18 protein-coding genes are annotated in these 18,675 nt (G+C 73.9%); 3 read left to right on the top strand and 15 right to left on the bottom strand.

What is annotated here, in order from left to right; genetic code table 11:
• Window positions 1–91: 91 nt before the first annotated feature.
• From ABT127_RS22315 to ABT127_RS22305, 3 genes are all read right to left on the bottom strand, one after another.
• Window positions 92–1,396 carry a ribonuclease D gene (locus tag ABT127_RS22315; protein ID WP_351452733.1) on the bottom strand — a complete coding sequence of 435 codons (1,305 nt, stop codon included), beginning with the start codon at window positions 1,394–1,396 and terminating at the stop codon, window positions 92–94.
• 109 nt (window positions 1,397–1,505) lie between these two features.
• Window positions 1,506–2,168 (bottom strand): LuxR C-terminal-related transcriptional regulator, encoded by a 663-nt coding sequence (locus ABT127_RS22310; protein ID WP_324773580.1) that lies wholly within the window; start codon window positions 2,166–2,168, stop codon window positions 1,506–1,508.
• Window positions 2,169–2,418: 250 nt separating this feature from the next.
• Window positions 2,419–3,075, bottom strand: a complete 657-nt coding sequence (locus ABT127_RS22305) for a DUF3000 domain-containing protein (RefSeq protein WP_351452730.1) — start codon at window positions 3,073–3,075, stop codon at window positions 2,419–2,421.
• A gap of 187 nt (window positions 3,076–3,262) precedes the next feature.
• On the opposite strand from ABT127_RS22305, the gene hemE reads away from it, so the two are divergent.
• The gene (hemE, locus tag ABT127_RS22300) at window positions 3,263–4,342 is read left to right on the top strand and encodes a uroporphyrinogen decarboxylase (RefSeq protein WP_351452728.1); all 1,080 of its coding nucleotides are present in this window, start codon (window positions 3,263–3,265) and stop codon (window positions 4,340–4,342) included.
• Window positions 4,343–4,382: 40 nt separating this feature from the next.
• Here hemE and ABT127_RS22295 read toward each other — a convergent pair whose 3' ends face one another.
• The gene (locus ABT127_RS22295; protein WP_351452726.1) at window positions 4,383–5,768 is read right to left on the bottom strand and encodes an FAD-dependent oxidoreductase; all 1,386 of its coding nucleotides are present in this window, start codon (window positions 5,766–5,768) and stop codon (window positions 4,383–4,385) included.
• Between the two features lie 27 nt (window positions 5,769–5,795).
• Window positions 5,796–6,791, bottom strand: a complete 996-nt coding sequence (locus ABT127_RS22290; protein ID WP_351452723.1) for a DUF4349 domain-containing protein — start codon at window positions 6,789–6,791, stop codon at window positions 5,796–5,798.
• A gap of 142 nt (window positions 6,792–6,933) precedes the next feature.
• On the opposite strand from ABT127_RS22290, the gene hemG reads away from it, so the two are divergent.
• Window positions 6,934–8,430 (top strand): protoporphyrinogen oxidase, encoded by a 1,497-nt coding sequence (gene hemG / locus ABT127_RS22285; protein ID WP_351452721.1) that lies wholly within the window; start codon window positions 6,934–6,936, stop codon window positions 8,428–8,430.
• A 5-nt stretch (window positions 8,431–8,435) separates the two neighbouring features.
• On the top strand, window positions 8,436–9,173 hold the full coding sequence (gene hemQ, locus ABT127_RS22280) for a hydrogen peroxide-dependent heme synthase (protein WP_351452718.1): 738 nt from the start codon (window positions 8,436–8,438) through the stop codon (window positions 9,171–9,173).
• Between the two features lie 81 nt (window positions 9,174–9,254).
• Here hemQ and ABT127_RS22275 read toward each other — a convergent pair whose 3' ends face one another.
• The 10 genes from ABT127_RS22275 to ABT127_RS22230 form a co-directional block, all read right to left on the bottom strand.
• The gene (locus ABT127_RS22275; protein WP_351452715.1) at window positions 9,255–10,844 is read right to left on the bottom strand and encodes an alpha/beta hydrolase; all 1,590 of its coding nucleotides are present in this window, start codon (window positions 10,842–10,844) and stop codon (window positions 9,255–9,257) included.
• Window positions 10,845–10,937: 93 nt separating this feature from the next.
• A complete protein-coding gene (locus ABT127_RS22270) occupies window positions 10,938–11,702 on the bottom strand; it encodes a TIGR04222 domain-containing membrane protein (protein WP_351452712.1) in 765 nt (254 codons plus the stop codon).
• 59 nt (window positions 11,703–11,761) lie between these two features.
• Complete coding sequence (locus ABT127_RS22265; protein ID WP_351452710.1) at window positions 11,762–12,541, bottom strand: DUF4142 domain-containing protein; 780 nt, start codon at window positions 12,539–12,541, stop codon at window positions 11,762–11,764.
• A gap of 165 nt (window positions 12,542–12,706) precedes the next feature.
• Window positions 12,707–14,023 (bottom strand): MbnB/TglH/ChrH family RiPP precursor modification enzyme, encoded by a 1,317-nt coding sequence (locus ABT127_RS22260; protein WP_351452708.1) that lies wholly within the window; start codon window positions 14,021–14,023, stop codon window positions 12,707–12,709.
• Between the two features lie 473 nt (window positions 14,024–14,496).
• Window positions 14,497–15,243, bottom strand: a complete 747-nt coding sequence (locus tag ABT127_RS22255) for an aminoacyl-tRNA hydrolase (RefSeq protein ID WP_351452705.1) — start codon at window positions 15,241–15,243, stop codon at window positions 14,497–14,499.
• A gap of 69 nt (window positions 15,244–15,312) precedes the next feature.
• Entirely contained in the window at window positions 15,313–15,477 is a 165-nt protein-coding gene (locus ABT127_RS22250; RefSeq protein ID WP_351452703.1) for a hypothetical protein, read from the bottom strand.
• 23 nt (window positions 15,478–15,500) lie between these two features.
• Complete coding sequence (locus tag ABT127_RS22245) at window positions 15,501–16,364, bottom strand: polysaccharide deacetylase family protein (RefSeq protein WP_351452700.1); 864 nt, start codon at window positions 16,362–16,364, stop codon at window positions 15,501–15,503.
• Between the two features lie 90 nt (window positions 16,365–16,454).
• Window positions 16,455–16,718 (bottom strand): WhiB family transcriptional regulator, encoded by a 264-nt coding sequence (locus ABT127_RS22240; protein WP_351452698.1) that lies wholly within the window; start codon window positions 16,716–16,718, stop codon window positions 16,455–16,457.
• Between the two features lie 68 nt (window positions 16,719–16,786).
• Window positions 16,787–17,671: a substrate-binding domain-containing protein gene (locus ABT127_RS22235; protein WP_351452695.1), complete on the bottom strand. Its 885-nt coding sequence runs from the start codon at window positions 17,669–17,671 to the stop codon at window positions 16,787–16,789.
• Between the two features lie 68 nt (window positions 17,672–17,739).
• Window positions 17,740–18,642, bottom strand: a complete 903-nt coding sequence (locus tag ABT127_RS22230) for a polyphosphate kinase 2 family protein (protein WP_502971757.1) — start codon at window positions 18,640–18,642, stop codon at window positions 17,740–17,742.
• Between the last annotated feature and the right edge of the window lie 33 nt (window positions 18,643–18,675).

Raw genomic sequence — 18,675 nt, 5'->3', positions numbered from 1 at the left:
GCTCCCCGGCGGGCGGCCCGCGCCCCCCGCCCCCCCCCCCCCCCGCGCCGGGCGGGCCCCCCCCCCCCCCCCCACCAGCCCCCACCGGCCGTCAGCCGGTCGACAGGGCGGTCACCAGTACCGGCGTCACCTGCTCCACCTGCCAGCGCCTGGCGCCGTGCCCGGCCAGCGCCGCCGCGACGGAGTCGGTGTCCACCGAGGACGGCGGCTCCCAGCAGACCCGCCGTACGGTGTCCGGCGTGATCAGGTTCTCCTGCGGCATGTTCAGCGTCTCGGCCAGCGCCGTCACCCCGGCCCGCGCAGCCGACAGCCGGGCCGCGGCGGCCGGGTCCTTGTCGGCCCAGGCGCGCGGCGGCGGCGGCCCGGCGACCGGCTGTCCGGGCTGCGGCAGCTCCGACTCGGGCAGCTCCCTGGCCCGGTCGACGGCGGCCTGCCACTGCTCCAGCTGGCGCCGACCCATCCGGTGCCCGAACCCGGGCAGCGCCGACATGGCCTGCACGTTCAGCGGCAGCGCGAGCGCGGCCTCGACGATCGCGCCGTCTCCCAGCACCTTGCCCGGCGAGACGTCACGCCGCTGGGCGACCTTGTCCCGCGCGGTCCACAGCTCCCGTACGACGGCCATCTGACGGCGGCGCCGCACCTTGTGCATGCCGGAGGTGCGCCGCCACGGATCCTTGCGCGGCGGCGCGGGCGGCGCCGAGGCGATCGCGTCGAACTCCTCGTGGGCCCATTCGAGCTTGCCCTGCCGGTCGAGCTCCTTCTCCAGGGCGTCCCGCAGGTCGACGAGGAGCTCCACGTCGAGCGCGGCGTAGCGCAGCCAGGGTTCGGGCAGCGGCCGCGTCGACCAGTCGACCGCGGAGTGCCCCTTCTCCAGGACGTAGCCGAGCACGTTCTCGACCATGGCGCCCAGGCCCACGCGCGGGAACCCGGCGAGCCGTCCGGCCAGCTCGGTGTCGAAGAGCCGCGAGGGGCGCATGCCTATTTCGCGCAGGCACGGCAGGTCCTGCGTGGCGGCGTGCAGGTCCCACTCGGCGTCGGCGAGCGCGTCACCGAGGGAGGAGAGGTCGGGGCAGCCCACGGGGTCGATGAGTGCGGTGCCCGCACCCTCACGGCGCAGCTGCACCAGATACGCGCGCTGCCCGTAGCGGTACCCGGACGCACGCTCGGCGTCGACGGCCACCGGCCCGGTGCCCGCGGCGAAGGCCGCGACGACATCGGCCAGCGCGGACGGGTCGGCGATCACCGGAGGAATGCCCTCACGGGGTTCGAGCAGGGGGACCGGTGCCCCGTCAGCAGTGACGTCGGTGTCCGGAGCCGGGGGCGTCTGCGGCTGCAGCCGCGGGGCTCCGGTGGTGCGCAGTGAGCTGTCTGCTGCGGTTTCTTGGGCGTCGGTCACCTGTCAAGGGTATCTGTGAACGGACGGCGCCCGTCGACGGAACGTTCCGTCGACGGGCGCCCAAGGTGCGTAAACCGGAAAGATCCGGCCAGCCGCGAGAGGGAAGGGGTCAGTGGATGATTCCGGTCCGGAGGGCGACCGCCACCATCCCGGCGCGGTCACCCGTGCCGAGCTTGCGGGCGATCCGGGCGAGGTGGCTCTTGACGGTCAGGGCGGACAGGCCCATCGAGACTCCGATGGCCTTGTTCGACTGACCCTCGGCGACGAGCCGGAGCACCTCGACCTCACGGCCGGAGAGCTCGCGGTAGCCGCCCGGGTGGCTCGGGGCACCCGGGGGGCGGCGGTGCATCCGGGCGGCAGCCGAGCCGATCGGAGCGGCGCCGGGGCGGTTCGGCAGCCCGACATTGGTACGGGTGCCGGTGACGACATAGCCCTTCACGCCGCCCGCCAGGGCATTGCGTACGGCGCCGATGTCGTCGGCGGCCGAGAGGGCGAGGCCGTTGGGCCAGCCCGCTGCTCGGGTTTCGGAGAGAAGCGTCAGTCCGGATCCGTCGGGGAGGTGGACGTCGGCGACGCAGATGTCACGGGGGTTGCCGATGCGGGGACGAGCCTCTGCGACGGACGAGGCCTCGATCACATCGCGTACTCCGAGCGCCCACAGATGGCGGGTGACGGTGGAGCGTACGCGCGGATCGGCCACGACGACCATCGCGGTCGGCTTGTTCGGGCGGTAGGCGACCAGGCTTGAGGGCTGCTCGAGAAGAACGGACACCAGGCCTCCTGGGGTGCGGGACGGAGCCGGCCGGGGGAAGAAGCCGGGACGAACCGTGCTTTCAAGGTCACTGAGGTCTTCGGCAGCAAACCCGCCCGCCTTTAGAGAAAGATCACGATTTGGTGAGTAACAATTCACCCAATTCGGACAAGCGATCGATGATCCGAAGATCGAACCGAATCGATTCCCCCGGACAGCGGACATGCGAGAGGGGCGGTACGGCCTATGCGGCCGAAAACCGCCCCTCGGATCAGTGTGTCTGGGGACCCCTGCGCTGCGGCAGCGTCACGACCGCACCTCCCTCACCGCCCTGCGGACCGGCCGGCGCCGGCGGCAGCCCGGCGAGCTGGCACAGCAGCTCGCACCACGCGGCCAGATGCGCCGCCGTGTCCGGGACCCCGCCGCGGCCCTCCCGCGGCGTCCACGACGCGCGGATCTCGATCTGCGAGGCGGCGGGCCGGTCGCCGATCCCGCCGAAGTAGTGCGAGCTGGCCCGGGTGACCGTGCCCGACGGCTCCCCGTAGGAGAGCCCCCTCGCCCGCAGCGCGCCGGTCAGCCACGACCAGCACACGTCCGGCAGCAGCGGATCGGCCGCCATCTCCTGCTCCAGCTCCGCGCGGACCAGGGTCACCAGCCGGAACGTGCCGTGCCACGCCTCGTGCCCCGCCGGGTCGTGCAGCAGCACCAGACGGCCGTCGGCCAGCGCCTCCGCCTCGTCCGCGTCGGGGCCCGGCTCGACGACGGCGGCCTCCAGCGCGTACGCGAAGGGAGCCAGGCGCTGTGGCGGGCGTGTGGGGTCGATCTCGATCTCCGGGCGCAGCCGTGCGACGCGCAGGGCGTCGACCGCCGTGCGGAAGGCAAGAGGGGCAGCGGGCGCCGTGTCGTCCTTCTTCTGTGCAGCGTTCATGTCCCGAGCGTTCTGCCCGTCCCTCACTGATTCACTCATCCTGTCGGCATCGTCTGCGCCGCCTGCGGTGTTCGCCGGCCGCGGCCATGCGGGGAAGGTTAAGGGGAACGGACCCCTCGCACGGGTAAGGACACCCGGCACCGACGCCGTTCCCGGGGCGACGCGCGAGCGTGCGAAACTCTCTCGTGTGAGTGCCAACACCGAGGCCACGGGCCAGCAGCCGTCAGCGACGACCGACGCAGTCAAGGATTCAGCTTTTCTGAAGGCATGCAGGCGCGAGCCCGTGCCGCACACCCCGGTGTGGTTCATGCGCCAGGCGGGCCGGTCGCTGCCCGAGTACCGCAAGGTCCGTGAGGGCATCCCGATGCTGGAGTCGTGCGCGCGGCCCGAGCTGGTCGCCGAGATCACGATGCAGCCGGTGCGCCGGCACAACGTCGACGCGGCCATCTACTACAGCGACATCGTCGTCCCGCTGAAGGCCATCGGCATCGACCTCGACATCAAGCCCGGTGTCGGCCCGGTCATCGCCAACCCCATCCGCAGCCGCGCCGACCTGGCCCAGCTGCGTGACCTGACCCCGGACGACGTCTCCTACGTCACCGAGGCGATCGGCCTGCTCACCGCCGAGCTCGGCGGTACGCCGCTCATCGGCTTCGCGGGCGCGCCGTTCACCCTCGCCAGCTACCTCGTGGAGGGCGGCCCGTCCCGCAATCACGAGATCACCAAGGCCCTCATGTACGGCGAGCCGGAGCTGTGGGCCGACCTGCTCGACCGGCTCGCCGAGATCACCTCCGCGTTCCTGAAGGTGCAGATCGAGGCCGGCGCCAGCGCCGTCCAGCTCTTCGACTCCTGGGTCGGCGCGCTGTCGCCCGCCGACTACCGCCGCAGCGTCATGCCCGCCTCCGCGAAGGTGTTCGAGTCGGTGGCGCACTACGGTGTGCCGCGCATCCACTTCGGCGTCGGCACCGGTGAGCTGCTCGGCCTGATGGGCGAGGCCGGCGCGGACGTCGTCGGCGTCGACTGGCGGGTCCCGCTCGACGAGGCCGCGCGCCGGGTCGGCCCCGGCAAGGCGCTGCAGGGCAACATCGACCCGGCGATCCTCTTCTCCACCCCCGAGGCGGTCGAGGAGAAGGCCCGCGAGGTCCTGGACGCCGCCGCCGGACTCGAGGGCCACATCTTCAACCTCGGCCACGGCGTCCTGCCGACCACCGACCCGGAGGCCCTGACCCGCCTCGTCGACTACGTCCACACGCAGACAGCCCGATAGAGCGGGCGCGGCAGACACGAGCCGGACGCGGCGGGCGCCCCTAACCGTTGGCGCGCACCGCCGCGACCGCCTTGCGGGCCGCGACCAGGACCGGGTCCCACACCGGTGAGAACGGCGGCGCGTAGCCCAGGTCGAGCGCCGTCATCTGTTCCACCGTCATCCCGGCGGTCAGCGCGACCGCCGCCACGTCGACCCGCTTCGCGGCGCCCTCGCGGCCCACGATCTGCACGCCGAGCAGCCGCCCCGTGCGGCGCTCGGCCAGCATCTTGACCGTCATCGGCGCGGCCCCGGGGTAGTAGCCCGCCCGGCTCGTCGACTCGATGGTGACCGTCACGTACTGCAGCCCGGCCCGCCGGGCGTCCTTCTCGCGCAGCCCGGTCCTCGCGATCTCCAGGTCGCAGACCTTGCTGACGGCCGTGCCGACGACGCCCGGGAACGTGGCGTACCCGCCGCCCACGTTCGACCCGATGACCTGCCCGTGCTTGTTCGCGTGCGTGCCGAGCGCGATGTGCCGCTCGCGCCGCGACACCAGATCGAGCACCTCGACACAGTCGCCGCCCGCCCAGACGACCCCGCCGGCCTCGGGCCCGCGCACCCGCATCGCCAAGTCCGTGAGCAGGCCTCCGTGTTCACCGAGCGGCAGCCCGGCGGCCCGCGCCAGAGTCGTCTCCGGGCGCACGCCGATGCCCAGGACCACGACATCGGCGGGGAACTCGGCGTCCCGCGTGACCACGGCGCGCACCCGCCCGTCGTCCCCGGTGCGGACCTCCGTCACCTCGGCGTCGTCGACCATGGTGATGCCCATGCCGGTCATCGCCTCGTGCACCAGCCGGCCCATGTCCGGGTCGAGCGTGGACATCGGCTCGGCGCCCCGGTTCACCACGGTCACCTCGTAGCCCCGGTTGAGCAGCGCCTCGGCCATCTCCACCCCGATGTACCCGGCGCCGACGACCACGGCCCGGCGCCCGGGTGTCGCCCGGAGGCTGTCGAGGAGTGCCTGCCCGTCGTCGAGCGTCTGCACCCCGTGCACCCCCGCCGCGTCGATGCCGGGCAGCTTCGGGCGGACCGGCCGGGCCCCCGTCGCGATCACGAGCTTGTCGTACGGGGTCCAGGACTCGGCCCCGCTGCCGAGATCGCGGGAGCGCACCCGCCGCTCCCGGACGTCCAGCTCCACCACCTCGGTCCGCGTCCGCAGATCGATGCCGCGGGCCCGGTGCTCCTCGGGCGACCGGGCGATCAACTCGTCGCGCTCGCCGACCTGTCCGCCCACCCAGTACGGGATCCCGCACGCCGAGTACGACGTGAAGTGCCCCCGCTCGAACGCCACGATCTCCAGCTCGTCCGGGCCCCGCAGACGGCGCGCCTGCGACGCGGCGGACATGCCCGCCGCGTCGCCGCCGATCACCACAAGTCGCTCAGCAGTCATGGGCCCACGCTACGTGGACCGTGCGCGTCAGTCCTGCTCACCCGCCCGGGACCGGGGGTGCTCGGGCAGCGGGCCGAGCGCCGTGTGCGCCGGCTCCGGCGCGGGCCGCCGCGGCAGCCGGGGCCGGACCAGCCGCAGCCACACCAGCACCAGCAGCGCCACCAGCGCGGCGAACGGCAGCACGGCCGCGAGCACGATCCCGACCCACTTCAGGAACGTCACGAAGGCGCCCCAGCCGCCCGACAGGGCGTCCAGGAACCCGGGCCCGTCGTCGTCCCCGCCGCTCTTCGGGGCGGGCGCCTCGGACAGCTTCAGCGTGATCGTCGACATCGTCGTCCGGTCCTTCAGGGACGACTGCTGGGCGAGCAGTGCCTCCAGCGCGGCCTCGCGGCTGCTCAGTTCGCCCTCCAGTGCCACGACGTCGCTCAACTTCGTCGCCTTGTCCATGAGTTCCCGCACGCGCGCCACGCTGGCCCGCTGCGACGCGACCCGGCTGTCCACGTCCACGACCTGGTCGGTGACGTCCTGGGCGCTCTGGTTCCGGGACAACAGACGGCCGGTTCCCGCGAGTTGGCCGATCACCTTCTCGTACGACTCCTGCGGAACCCGCAGAGTGACCCGGGTGCGTTCGTGCCCGTGGCCGTCGCGGTCGGTCTCCTCGTCGCCGACATAGCCGCCCGCGTTCTCGGTCGCGGCGCGCGCCGCGTCGAGCGCGTCCGGCACGTCCTTGACGCGGACCGAGAGGGAGGCGGTGCGGATGATGTGGATGCCGGTGAGCTTCGGCGGCGCCGTCGCCTTCGCGGAGCCCTCGCCGCCGGGCCGGGCCGCGCCGCCGCCCGCGGCCCTGGAGTCCGCGTCGTCCCCCGCGCCCGCGGAGTCGGCCCGCACGCCGGACTTGGCGTTGTCCCCGCCGGAGGACGAGCCCGCGCCCGAGCAGCCGGTGAGCGCCAGGCCCGCGGCCAGCAGCAGCGGAGCGAGAAGACGCGGCGCCCGCCGCAGTGTGTTCGAACCGGATGCCTGCATGAACGTACCCCCAGAGAAACGCCGGTCGCCGGACGCTTCCTTTGACGCACGAGTGCGCCATTCGGTGATTGCCGGGCGGCGGCGAACCGGTAACGGTCGGGACTCGGCGGAGTCGGCCGTCCGTTCTGAGAGAGTGGGAGACATGCGCGAAGCGGACACACGTACGGAAACAGAGACCGTCAGGGACGTCCTGGTGATCGGCGGTGGCATCACGGGCCTGGCGGCCGCCCACCGATTGCTCGACCGGGACCCCGGTGTCCGGGTCACCGTCCTGGAGAGCTCCGACCGGCTCGGCGGCAAACTCCGCGCGGGCGAGATCGCCGGCGCGCGCGTCGACCTCGGCGCCGAGTCGATGCTGGCCCGCCGTCCCGAGGCCGTGGGCCTCGCCAAGGAGGCCGGGCTCGGGGACCGCCTCCAGCCGCCGTCGACCGCGACCGCCTCGATCTGGACCCGCGACGCCCTGCGCCCCATGCCCAAGGGCCACGTGATGGGCGTCCCCGGCACCGCCGACGCGCTCGCCGGTGTCCTCTCCGACGAGGGCCTCGCCCGCATCGCGCAGGACGCGGACCTTCCGCCCACCCCGATCGGCGACGACATCGCCGTCGGCGAGTACGTCGCGGCACGGCTCGGCCGCGAGGTCGTCGACCGCCTCGTCGAGCCGCTCCTCGGCGGCGTGTACGCGGGCGACGCCTACCGCATCTCGCTGCGCAGCGCGGTCCCGCAGCTCTTCGACGAGGCCCGCCGCCACACGTCCCTGACGGCGGCCGTCCGCGCCATCCAGGCCCGCACCCCCCAGCCCGCGGAGCAGCCCGCCCCGGTCTTCATGGGCATCGAGGGCGGCATCGGCACCCTCCCGGAAGCGGTGGCGACGTCGGTCCGCGAGAGGGGCGGCGAGATCATTCTCGGCGAACGCGCGGTACAGCTGGGGGCGCGCGGAACCGCGCGCTCAACCACGCAGGACGATCACTCGACGGCACCGCACCGGCCCCAATGGCGCGTGGTCACGGAATCGGGCCGCACCTTCCACGCCCCCCAAGTGATCATCGCCCTCCCCGCCCCCGCGGCGGCCAGCGTCCTGCGCACCGCCTCCCCGAACGCCGCCCAGGAACTCCGCTCGATCGAGTACGCGAGCATGGCCCTGATCACCCTCGCCTACCGCACGAGCGAGGCGGGTCTCCCGCCCGGCAGCGGCTTCCTCGTCCCGCCGGTCGACGGCCGCACCATCAAGGCCGCCACCTTCGCCTCCCACAAGTGGGGCTGGATCGCCGAGGAGAACCCCGACCTGCGCATCGTGCGGACCTCGGTCGGCCGCTACGGCGACGACAAGGACCTCGCCCGCGACGACGCCGACCTCGTCGACATCGCCCGCCGCGACCTGCGCGAGGCCGTCGCCCTGACCGCCACCCCCGTCGACGCCCACGTCACGCGCTGGCAGGACGGCCTGCCCCAGTACCCGGTCGGCCACGCCGACCGGGTCGCCCGCGTCCGCGAGCACATCGGACGGCTGCCCGGTGTCGCCGTGTGCGGTGCCGCGTACGACGGCGTCGGCATCCCGGCGTGCATCGCGAGCGCGTACGCGGCCGTGGACGAGGTGCACGGGGACCCGGTGCCGGACGCCCACGGCGACGCGGGAGAATGAGGGACATGAGCGACGAGAACACCACCCCCGACGCGGCGGCTGCCCGTATCCCGAACAAGGGCAAGTTGGCGAAGGATCTCAACGAGACCATCCGCTACACGCTCTGGTCGGTCTTCAAGCTGAAGGACGTCCTGCCGGAGGACCGGGCCGGGTACGCCGACGAGGTCCAGGAGCTGTTCGACCAGCTCGCGGCGAAGGACATCACGGTCCGCGGCACCTACGACGTGTCCGGCCTGCGCGCCGACGCCGACCTCATGATCTGGTGGCACGCGGAGACGGCCGACGAGCTGCAGGAGGCGTACAACCTCTTCCGCCGTACGAAGCTGGGCCGCGCCCTGGAGCCGGTCTGGTCGAACATGGCGCTGCACCGTCCCGCCGAGTTCAACCGCTCGCACATCCCGGCGTTCCTCGCCGACGAGACGCCCCGCAACTACGTGAGCGTCTACCCCTTCGTGCGCTCCTACGACTGGTACCTGCTGCCCGACGACGAGCGCCGCAAGATGCTCGCCGACCACGGCAAGATGGCGCGCGGCTTCGCCGACGTGCGGGCCAACACCGTCGCCTCGTTCTCGCTCGGCGACTACGAGTGGATCCTCGCCTTCGAGGCCGACGAGCTGTACCGCATCGTCGACCTGATGCGTCACCTGCGCGCCTCCGAGGCGCGGCGGCACGTCCGTGAAGAGGTGCCGTTCTACACCGGGCGCCGCAAGAGTGTGGCCGATCTGGTGGCCGGGCTCGCGTAGGCACCCCTCAAGCTCCTCCGGCGCGGGGCCGAGGCCGCGGGGCTCCGCCCCGGACCCCGCTCCTCAATCGCCGGAGGGGCTTCAATTCAGCGGCGTGGGCTCCGCGTGCGCCGCGCAGGACGCCCCGCTCCGCTCGGGCACCCGCCCCTCCAGCACATACGCGTCGAAGTGTCCGTTGACACAGGCGTTGGCGCCGCCGCCGATCCCGTGCGTGCCGGCGTTCCGCTCCGTCACCAGGACCGACCCGGCGATCCGCCGGTTCAGTTCCCGCGCACCCGTGTACGGCGTCGCCGCGTCCCGCTCGGCGGCCAGGATCAGCGTCGGCGGCAGCTCACCGGGGGCCGTCCGCACGTCGACCGGCTGCTGGCGGGGCGTGGACCAGTACGCGCACGGCAGGTTCATCCACGCGTTGTCCCACGTCTCGAACGGTGCCTTCTTCGCGAGCGCCGTGTTGTCGCGGTCCCAGACGCGGAAGTCCGTGGGCCACGGTGCGTCGTTGCACTCGACGGCCGTGTAGACGGCGGTGGCGTTCTCGTTCTCCAGCTCGGCGCGCGCCCCCGACGGCGGCGTGGCCTGGCCGATCAGCGGCTTCGGGTCGCCCTTCAGATACGCCGACAGCGCCGCGGCCCGCATCGGCCAGTAGTCGTCGTAGTACCCGGCCTGGAGGAACGCCGACTGCAACTGCCCCGGACCGACCTTCCCGCCGGCCGGCTCGTGCGCCAGCTCCGCGCGCACCTTCTCGTACGAGCGCAGCACCTCCTCGGGCGTCGCGCCCAGGTGGTACGTCCTGTCGTGCTTGGCGACCCACGTCCGGAAGTCGCTCCAGCGGCGCTCGAACGCCGCCGACTGCTCCAGGTTGTTCCCGTACCAGATCCGCCGCGGGTCGGGGTCGACCGCCGAGTCGAAGACCATGCGCCGCACGTGCGAGGGGAACAGCCGCGCGTACACGGCGCCGATGTACGTCCCGTACGAGGCGCCCATGTACGTGAGCTTCCGCTCGCCCAGAGCGGCCCGCAGGACCTCCAGGTCACGGGCGTTGTCGAGCGTCGTGTAGTGCTCGATCCCCGGGTTCTTCGCGCAGCCCGCCGCGTACGACCTGGCCTGTGCGACGCGCTCCTTCTTGTACGAGGCCGAAGGGTGCGTCGGCGACTGGGTCGGCGCCTTCGCGAAGCGCTTCGGGTCCTGGCAGGAGATCGGCGCGGACCGGCCCACCCCGCGCGGCGCGTAGCCGACCAGGTCGTAGGCGGCGCCGATGCGCTTCCACTCCGGCATCGCGCCGGCCAGCGGGAAGTACATGCCGTTGCCGCCGGGGCCGCCCGGGTTGAACACGAACGCGCCCTGCCGCTCGCTCTTCTCGCCGCGCGCCGCCACCCGGCTGACGGTCAGCTCGATCCGCTTGCCGGAGGGGTTCGCGTAGTCGAGGGGGACCGAGACCGTGCCGCAGCGCACCGGGTCGTCCAGCTCCTCCACCTCGGGGCAGGTTCCCCAGGTGATGCCCGCGACGGCGGCCCGCGCGGCGGCGACCGCGACCCCGGCCCGTTCCGGCGCCGCGACGGGGCCGGGGAGGGGGATGGGGGAGGCGGGGGACACGGGGGAGGCGGCCGGCGAGGACAGGACCAGCGACCCCGCGGCGGCGCAGAGGACGGACGTGGCTCGCAACGCGTGTCTCATACGCGGATACTTCGTGCGGGTGTTGGTGATGTAAAGCACCGGGTCGCCGGTGTCGGATCAAATGACCCCGATGCGTCGGCCCGGCCTCCGCGCTCACCCGTCGAGCGCGGCCCGCACCTGCGGATCGTCCACCGCGCGCAGCCCGCGCACGGCGACCGCCAGCAGAGTGCCCGCGGCGGCGGGACGCGCGGCGAGCAGCCGCTGCCCGACCGGCGAGGCCCAGCGCGTGTACGGGTGGATCTCGATCCGGGCGATGGCCAGGCAGCTGAGGGTGAGCAGCAGCGGCAGCGCGAACCAGAGCGCCACCGGGGTCCGCTGCGTCTCGGTGCCCTCGCCCGGGGTGAGCGTCGCGAGCGCGCCGAGCACGATCACCGCGACGGTCGCCGCGCGCACCTGCCGCACCGCCGCCGTGACGGCCGAGCGGGCGGCCTCCGGAACGGCGAGACCCGCCGCGACGAGCCCGTCGGCGAGGGTGCGCACCGCGTCGCCCGCGGCGGTGGCGGCCCGCAGCGGCGCCGTCCTGGACTGCCCGCCCGGACCGATCGCGCCGAGCACCGAGCGCTCCATGGTGTCCCCGCCCACCGGGTCGACGACCGTCGCCCAGCCGGTGTGCGCGAGCAGCAGCCGGCGACCGCGGGCCATCGACACCAGCGTCACGTCCACGACCCGTACCGGCCCGCCGGACAGGAACGCCGTCTCGTACAGGGACAGTTCGTGGTCCGACAGGTCGTGCGCGCCGCTCCGCGCGGTGTCCTCGGCGCGCTCGCCGTCGGCGGCGCGCACGGCCGCGAGGCACAGCCGTCCGCAGGAGACGGCGGCGGCCGCGCAGGCCAGAAGGAGGAACAGGACCCAGAACATGGGGTGTTTCTATGACAGGTTTTCGAGTTTCCGCTACGGCATATTCACCATGCGGACACTCATCGCCCGGGCGCGGGGCTGGACGCCGCGGGCGGCAGCGGGAACGTCGGCGACGGGGTGACGGGCGTCGCCGGGGCCGGGGACGCGGTCGGTCCGGGCGGCGCGGGGGAGCGGGTGCCGGGCGGCGGGGTCGCGGTGGCCGCGTTCCGTGCCAGCGCGTCGAAGTCGACCAGGCCGGTCGCCTCCAGGACCTTCATGTGGTCCAGGACCGTGGTGTTGGCGTCGTCCGCGAGGGCCCGTACGAGCGTGTTGCGGGTCGAGGCGCGCACCTGGGCGACGAGCGCGAAGACCTGGCCGTGCGCGGCGCGCAGGATGTTGGCGAACTGGCGCTCGTAGTCCAGGCCCTTCGCCGCGGTCAGCGTCCGCAGCCAACTCTGCTGCTGGGGGCTGGGCTGGTTGGGCAGTTCGAGACGGAGCTGCGCCGCGACCTCCCGCACCCGCGCGTCCAGGAACGTGTGGCCCTCGACCAGATGCTCGCCCGCCGTCTCGATCGCCTTGGTCGGGGCCCGCTCCTCGGCCTGCTGGCCGGCGGGCATCTCCCACAGCCCGGCGAGCCGCACCTTGGTGATGAAGAGCCGGTCGGTCGCCGACAGCGGGCCGAACCTGGTCGGCACCGTCTGCGCGTCCAGCGTGTCCAGGCCGGTGGCCGACCGGTCCGCGTAGGACCAGATGGGGAAGGCGAGCGCGGCCAGGGTGGCCAGCAGTCCGGTGATGATGAGCGCGGTCCCGTTGAGACGGGGGCCGGTACGGGTGCCGCGGATCGGCGAGAGCAGTCGCATGGTGCCTCCTGGTGCGGCACCGCACGCTAGTGCGCCCCCGGCACCGGGTGCCGGGCAACCGTGCGGTCTACGCCGACCGCCGTACGGGACGCGGGGGTTGTGCGGTCCGCGCGCCCCGACCCGGTGTGTACCCGGCCCGGCCCGTGGGCCAGCCCCCGCGCAACGTCAGCCCCTGCGCAACGCGAACCGCGCGGCCCGCAGCGCCCGGGCCACCGGACGCCCGGCCAGCGGTGCGGGCCCGGACCGCTCCAGCCACCAGGCGGTCAGCTGCCGGCGCGGGCCCGGCTCCGTGACCCGCTGCTCCAGCAGCAGGTCCTCGGCGAAGTCCAGCGCGTCGCGCCGGTAGCCGTCGGTCATCGGCCGCCGTGCCGCGTAGGCGAGAAACGCCGTCCGGTACGCCGGGGCGCCCAGGATCACCGGCAGTTCGGGTGCCACCTTGGCGACGACGTCCGCCCGCTTGCTCGCGAGCGCCCGGCTCTGCACGGCGAGCCGGGCCCGGTCGAAGCCCTCCGGCGCCGGGGTGCCCGCGACCAGTGCGGAGAGCAGAGCGGTCTGGGCGAGGGCGACCCGTCCCCGTACCGAATCCCCGGCCCCGGTCACGGCCGGGGCGGCCGGCGCGTCCGTCGTGGCGGCCGGTGCGGGGCCGCCCGCTGCTCGCACCGTGGCCCGGATCGTCTCCACCTCGCGGCTCAGCTCGGCGGTGTCCTCGGGGAAGTTCTCGTCCCGCTCCAGCAGCACGCCCGGCGGCGTCACCCGCGACGCCAGGTCCGCCAGGATGTCGAGGACCGGCCGCGGCACCGGGTGGGCGTGGCTGTCGTGCCACACCCCGTCCCGCTCGAAGCCGCCCGCCACATGCACGTACGCGATCGCCTCGACGGGCAGCTCGTCCAGCGCCTTGGCCGGGTCCTCGCCCCGGTTGACGTGGTTCGTGTGCAGGTTCGCCACGTCGATCAGCAGCCGGACGCCGGTGCGCTCCACCAGCTCGTACAGGAACTGCCCCTCGGACATCTCCTCGCCCGGCCAGCCGAACAGCGCCGCGATGTTCTCCACGGCGAGCGGCACCGGCAGGGCGTCCTGCGCGATCCGGACGTTCTCGCACAGCACGTCGAGCGCGTCCCGGGTGCGCGGCACCGGCAGCAGGTGCCCGGCCTCGAGGAGCGGCGACGCGGTGCGCTCACCGCCCGCCCGGATGAACGCGATGTGCTCGGTGACCAGCGGCGCCCCCAGCGCCTCGGCCCGCGCCGCGAGATCGGCGAGCCGCCCCTCGTCGGGCCGCTCGGCGCCGCCGAGCCCCAGCGAGACCCCGTGCGGCACGACCGTCACGCCCCGCTCGCGCAGCCGCGTCAGCGAGTCGGGCAGATGGCCCGGGCACACGTTCTCCGCGACGGTCTCGACCCAGTCGATCCCGGGCATCGCCTCGACCACGTCGGCGATCTCCGGCCGCCACCCGATTCCGGTCCCCAGCCGCGGAAGCTGCCGCATGTCCGTCCCCCTCCTCCGCGCCGACACTGTCCAGGTGTCATGGCCCCGCCGCGTCCGGCCGAATCCACGGGGGGAGACGTTCAGAGGAACATTTGAGGTTCCGCGCACGCGGGCGGGGGAGCGGCCGCCGCCGGCGGCTGAGCCGGCATCGGCGGCGGCCCAAGGGCACGGAAGCCTGCGCCTCCCCCTGCGCGGCTCGCGTGCTCACCGTCCCCGCCGGCCGGGGCAGGCGGGAGACCGCCCCGAAGGGGCCGGCAAGGACGAGAGGCCGGGGCCGAACGACGGCGTGAACGCCCCCGGCCGCTCGGGGAACGGCGGACGGATGGGGACCCGGGGTCTCGGGGGTGTGGTGCGAGCGGCCCGACGGGTCTGCCCGTCCGGCGCTGCTCGCCTGATGCTAGGCCTCCGCGGGCCGGACCGCCAGAGTCCGATTCGGTCGCCTTCGAGGCTGTGACCTCTGTGCTCCGGGTGCTTTACGCAGGCCCGAGATCTGGCAGCCAGCTGCCGTCCCGGGGGCCTTCGGCGACCACGGTGCACGAGCCCGGCGCGATCTCCGTGAACCCGGCGTCGCGCACCACCGGCAGCCCGGCGCGGGTCAGCGCCGCCCAGCGGTCGCGGTCCTCGCACACCCGGACCGCCAGCGGGAAGCCCGCCTCGCGCCATTCCTTGCGGCGCGCGTCCGACAGCTCCCACCAGGCGAGCTGGGCGCCGTGCCCGGCCTGCGCCATCGCCTTGCCCGCGGTCATCTCCAGCTCCGGGTTGAGCCAGAGCGTCACCCCCGCAGCGCCGGGGGCGGCCGGCGGCTCGGGGTCGTCGAGATCCGTGCCGGAGACCTGGAGCCGCGCCAGGTCCTTGGGCCAGCCGTCGAGCGGCACCGGCGGAAAGACCCGCACCTCGGTCCCGGCGGCACCGGCGACCGTGATGCCCTCCAGCGCCTCGGCGCGCCGCCACTCGGCGCCCCTGGCCCGTCGCACCACCTTGCGGATCCGCGCGTCCTGCCAGTCCCGCATCACCTGCGCCCACTCCCCGTCGCCGAGCGAGCGCTCGTCCGAGAGGATCGTCAGCACCGCGCGGGCCGCCGTCTCCAGCGCGTCCGTACGGGCCGGCGGCGCGGCCCGCTCGATCCGGACGACGAGCGGCAGCACGAACTGCGGCGCCTCGTCCCGCGCGGTGGGCTCGGACCGGAAAGGGCTGTCGGTGGCGGTGTCGTCGCTGGTCACGCCCTCCAGTCTGCCAGTCCGCCGGGCGTGCTTCCGCCGCGTTCCCGCGGCCCGTCGGTGACCGGACGGTCAGCCGGAACACGCGGTGCGCTGCGCCTCCTGCCACGTGCACACGGGGCACAGCGTCGCGCCCTTCGTCGACTCCGGGAACTCCGTGGGCTCCCGGCACAGCACGCATTCGGCGAACTGCTCCTCGGGAGCGGTCGCGGCGGCGGGGGTGCGGTCATCGGCCATGCGGGCCAGCGTACGGCGGCGCGTCAGCCCTTCCGGGCCGCGGCCCCCACCAGCTCCGACACCCGCACGAACCGGTAGCCCTTCGCCCGCAGCGTCGGCACGACGTCCCGCACGACGCGCTCCGTCGTCGGCGCCGCGCTGCGCGTGCAGTGCATCACGACCACCGACCCCGGCCGCACCCCGTCGAGCACCTGCCGGGTCACCGCGCCCGCGTCCGTCGCGAACGCGTCACCGCTGACCACGTCCCACTGGATCGCCGTGACCCCGGCCGGGGTGAGCGCCCGCAGCGCGCTCCGGTCGTAACAGCCGCCCGGGAAGCGGAAGTACGGCACGACGTGCCGCACCCCGGCCTTGCGGAAGGCGGTGAACGCCCGCTCCACGTCCGCCCGCATCCCCGCCGCGGGCACCGTCGGCAGGCCGTAGCAGTCGCCGGTGAAGGCGTAGTGGCTGTACGAGTGGTTCGCGACCTCGAAGAGCGGGTCGCCGCCGATGTCCTTCGCCTGCGCCGGGTACTCCTCGGCCCAGCGACCCGTCATGAAGACGGTCGCGGGGACCTTCAGGCGGCGCAGCGTGGCGATGAGCCGCGGGTTGTCGAAGTGCTCGCCCGCGGCGGCCCGCGGGCCCTGGTCGGCGGTCATGTCGGCGTCGAAGGTGAGCGCGACGGTCCGGTCCCGCGCGTCCCGGGCGCCGCTTCCGGTCCGCCCGGCGCTCTTGAAGACGGGGGTGAGGCCCGAGGGGCCCGGGGCGAGCCGGGGCGGACCGGTCGGCGTCGCCGAGGCGGACGGGCTCGCGGCGGGCCGCCCGGCCTGCCCCGGCGGCGCGTGCCCGGAACCGCCGGAGCAGGCGGCGGCTCCGAGCGCGAGGGCGCCGATGGCGCACGACAGCATGGTGCGGCGGAGGGAGCGATAGCTGATTACGCCGCGACGATAACTGTGTAAATGGGATTATTCGGTCATCGTGCGGAGCTGCTCACCCGGTCAGCGGGCCAGGACCGTCCGCCCGCCGCGCATCCGGCGCGCGGCTCTGATCAGCCGGGCCCGCTCGCGCTCCGAGGTGCCGCCCCACACGCCGGTCGTCTGCTCCGTGGCCACGGCCCAGTCGAGACATTCGGCGACGACCGGGCACCGGTGGCAGACCTCCTTGGCGGCCTCGGCGTCCTGCACGGCGGGCCCGGCCGAACCGACCGGGAAGAACAGTTCGGGGTCCTCGTGCACGCACGCGGCCCGGTTCAACCACTCCATTTCCGTCTCCCTCAACGGCATCGGGACTGCCGCGCGGGTGCCCGGAACCCCAGGAGGGAAAACCTGTCTCAGCCGTCCCCGCGCAAAGCACTGGTCAGCCGCTCGAAGAACGCCGCGTGGGCGGCGGCGCTGGCCGGGGTCTCCGGGTTCCACGGCAGCACGACGGCCCGCTCGGCCACGGCCGCCCAGTGGGCGTCACCGGCGTACTGTGCGGACGGCGCCGCGTTCGCGCGGGCGTCCAGCAGGACGACGTCCGGGGCGAGTTCGGCCGCGTCGGCCCAGGTGCCGGTGTGCCAGTTGGCCCCGGGACCCTCGGGCGGCTCGACGGTGTGCACCCCGAGCCCCGTCAGGGCGCTCAGGTCGGGCCACTTGGCGGGCCGTGCCAGATGGACGCTGTCCGGGCCGCCGGGCGACAGGGCCAGCACTCTGGCCGCGCCCTGCGGGGACGCCGCGAGGTCCGCCAGGCCCGACTCCGCCCGGGTCAGCCCGGCCAGCGCGTCCGGGCGCTCCGCGGTGCCGAGCGACCGGCCGAGTTCGGCGAATCGTTCACGCACCCCGGCGAGGGTCCGTCCCTGTCCCACGTCGATCACGACGACCGGGACGTGCTCCTCCAGGTGCTTCGCCGTGTCGGGCTCGATCCCGTAGACCTGCCCGCCCCCGTAGGTGAGCGCGACCACCAGGTCGGGCCGCACCGCGAGCACGTCGTCCAGGCCGAGCCCGGCCCCGGCCCCCAGGTACGGCACCTCGTCGAGCGGCAGCGAGCCGGACTTGGCGCGGTCGGGGCTGTCCCCGTCGTGGTACGAACCGAAGATGCCCACGGGCCGGGTCCCGAGGTCCCACAGGCTCGCCCCGGCCTGTATGTAGGCGACGACCCGCGCCGGTGTGTCGAGCGAGGCGGCCAGATGCCCCCGGTCGTCCGTGAACTCCCATGACTGTGCGGAAGGTTGAGTCATAAATCCACCCTGCCCACGGGGCACGGCGGACATGTCCGTCACCGGTTCCCCCGGCGCGCACGGTGCGATCAGCCCATCGCGAGCAGCCTCCGCCTGCACTCCGCCACGTCGAAGTCCGCCTTGGGATACTGCGGATCGAGGGCCTCCAGATGCTCCTGGAGCAGCGTGCTGACGGCCCAGTTGCGGTACCACTTGCGGTCCGCCGGGATCACGAACCAGGGCGCCGCGTCCGTCGAGCAGCGCTCCAGCGCGATCTCGTACGCCTCCTGGTAGGCGGGCCACAGCGTGCGGTCGTCGATGTCGCCGGGGCTGAACTTCCAGTACTTGTCCGGGTTGTCGAGCCGTTCGAGCAGCCGGCGCTTCTGCTCCTCGTACGAGATGTGCAGGAAGCACTTGATCACGGTCACGCCGTCGTCGGCGAGGGTCTTCTCGAACCGGTTGATCTGCCCGTAGCGGCGCCCGAGCGAGGCGCGCGGCACCAGCTCCCGCACGCGGGCGACGAGCACGTCCTCGTACTGGGACCGGTCGAAGATCCCGATCTCGCCCGGCTCCGGGAGCGCCTGGACGACGCGCCACAGGAAGGGGTGGTTCAGCTCCTGCGGGGTGGGGGCCTTGAACGCCTTGATGCGGCAGCCCGACGGGTTGAACTGGCCGATGACGTGCTTGACCGTGCCGCCCTTGCCGCCGGTGTCCATGCCCTGGAGGATCAGCAGGACCCGGCGCCGGTCGCCGGCCGAGCCCGCGGCCCACAGCCGCTCCTGGAGACCGGCCAGGCGCGGGCCGAGCTCCGCGGTGGCCGCGACCCCCGACGCCTTGTCCCGCGGGCCGCCCGGGGTGGCGGCCGCGTCGTACGCCGACAGGTCGACGCGCTCGCCCCCGGGGACGCGCAGCAGCTCGCTCAGCGCGGGCGCGGGCTTCTTCTTGCCGTTCCCGCCGCTCTTGCCGCCCTGCTTGCTCTTGCCCTTCGCCACCGCGCGCCCCTTCCGGTCAGGTCCTACGATCCT

The sequence above is a fragment of the Streptomyces sp. NPDC001904 genome (assembly GCF_040297005.1).
Classification (GTDB): domain Bacteria; phylum Actinomycetota; class Actinomycetes; order Streptomycetales; family Streptomycetaceae; genus Streptomyces.
The sequence above is the reverse complement of the archived record's forward strand: the minus strand, read 5'-3'. Positions and strand labels throughout refer to the sequence as shown.

Coding starts and splice junctions, on each gene's coding strand:
- hemG (WP_351452721.1), top strand. CDS start 6,934: ATGCGCGAAGCGGACACACGTACGGAAACAGAGACCGTCAGGGACGTC.
- ABT127_RS22295 (WP_351452726.1), bottom strand. CDS start 5,768: ATGACTGCTGAGCGACTTGTGGTGATCGGCGGCGACGCGGCGGGCATG.
- ABT127_RS22270 (WP_351452712.1), bottom strand. CDS start 11,702: ATGTTCTGGGTCCTGTTCCTCCTTCTGGCCTGCGCGGCCGCCGCCGTC.
- ABT127_RS22240 (WP_351452698.1), bottom strand. CDS start 16,718: ATGGAGTGGTTGAACCGGGCCGCGTGCGTGCACGAGGACCCCGAACTG.
- ABT127_RS22265 (WP_351452710.1), bottom strand. CDS start 12,541: ATGCGACTGCTCTCGCCGATCCGCGGCACCCGTACCGGCCCCCGTCTC.
- ABT127_RS22245 (WP_351452700.1), bottom strand. CDS start 16,364: ATGCTGTCGTGCGCCATCGGCGCCCTCGCGCTCGGAGCCGCCGCCTGC.
- ABT127_RS22260 (WP_351452708.1), bottom strand. CDS start 14,023: ATGCGGCAGCTTCCGCGGCTGGGGACCGGAATCGGGTGGCGGCCGGAG.
- hemQ (WP_351452718.1), top strand. CDS start 8,436: ATGAGCGACGAGAACACCACCCCCGACGCGGCGGCTGCCCGTATCCCG.
- ABT127_RS22290 (WP_351452723.1), bottom strand. CDS start 6,791: ATGCAGGCATCCGGTTCGAACACACTGCGGCGGGCGCCGCGTCTTCTC.
- ABT127_RS22250 (WP_351452703.1), bottom strand. CDS start 15,477: ATGGCCGATGACCGCACCCCCGCCGCCGCGACCGCTCCCGAGGAGCAG.
- ABT127_RS22235 (WP_351452695.1), bottom strand. CDS start 17,671: ATGACTCAACCTTCCGCACAGTCATGGGAGTTCACGGACGACCGGGGG.
- ABT127_RS22305 (WP_351452730.1), bottom strand. CDS start 3,075: ATGAACGCTGCACAGAAGAAGGACGACACGGCGCCCGCTGCCCCTCTT.
- ABT127_RS22275 (WP_351452715.1), bottom strand. CDS start 10,844: ATGAGACACGCGTTGCGAGCCACGTCCGTCCTCTGCGCCGCCGCGGGG.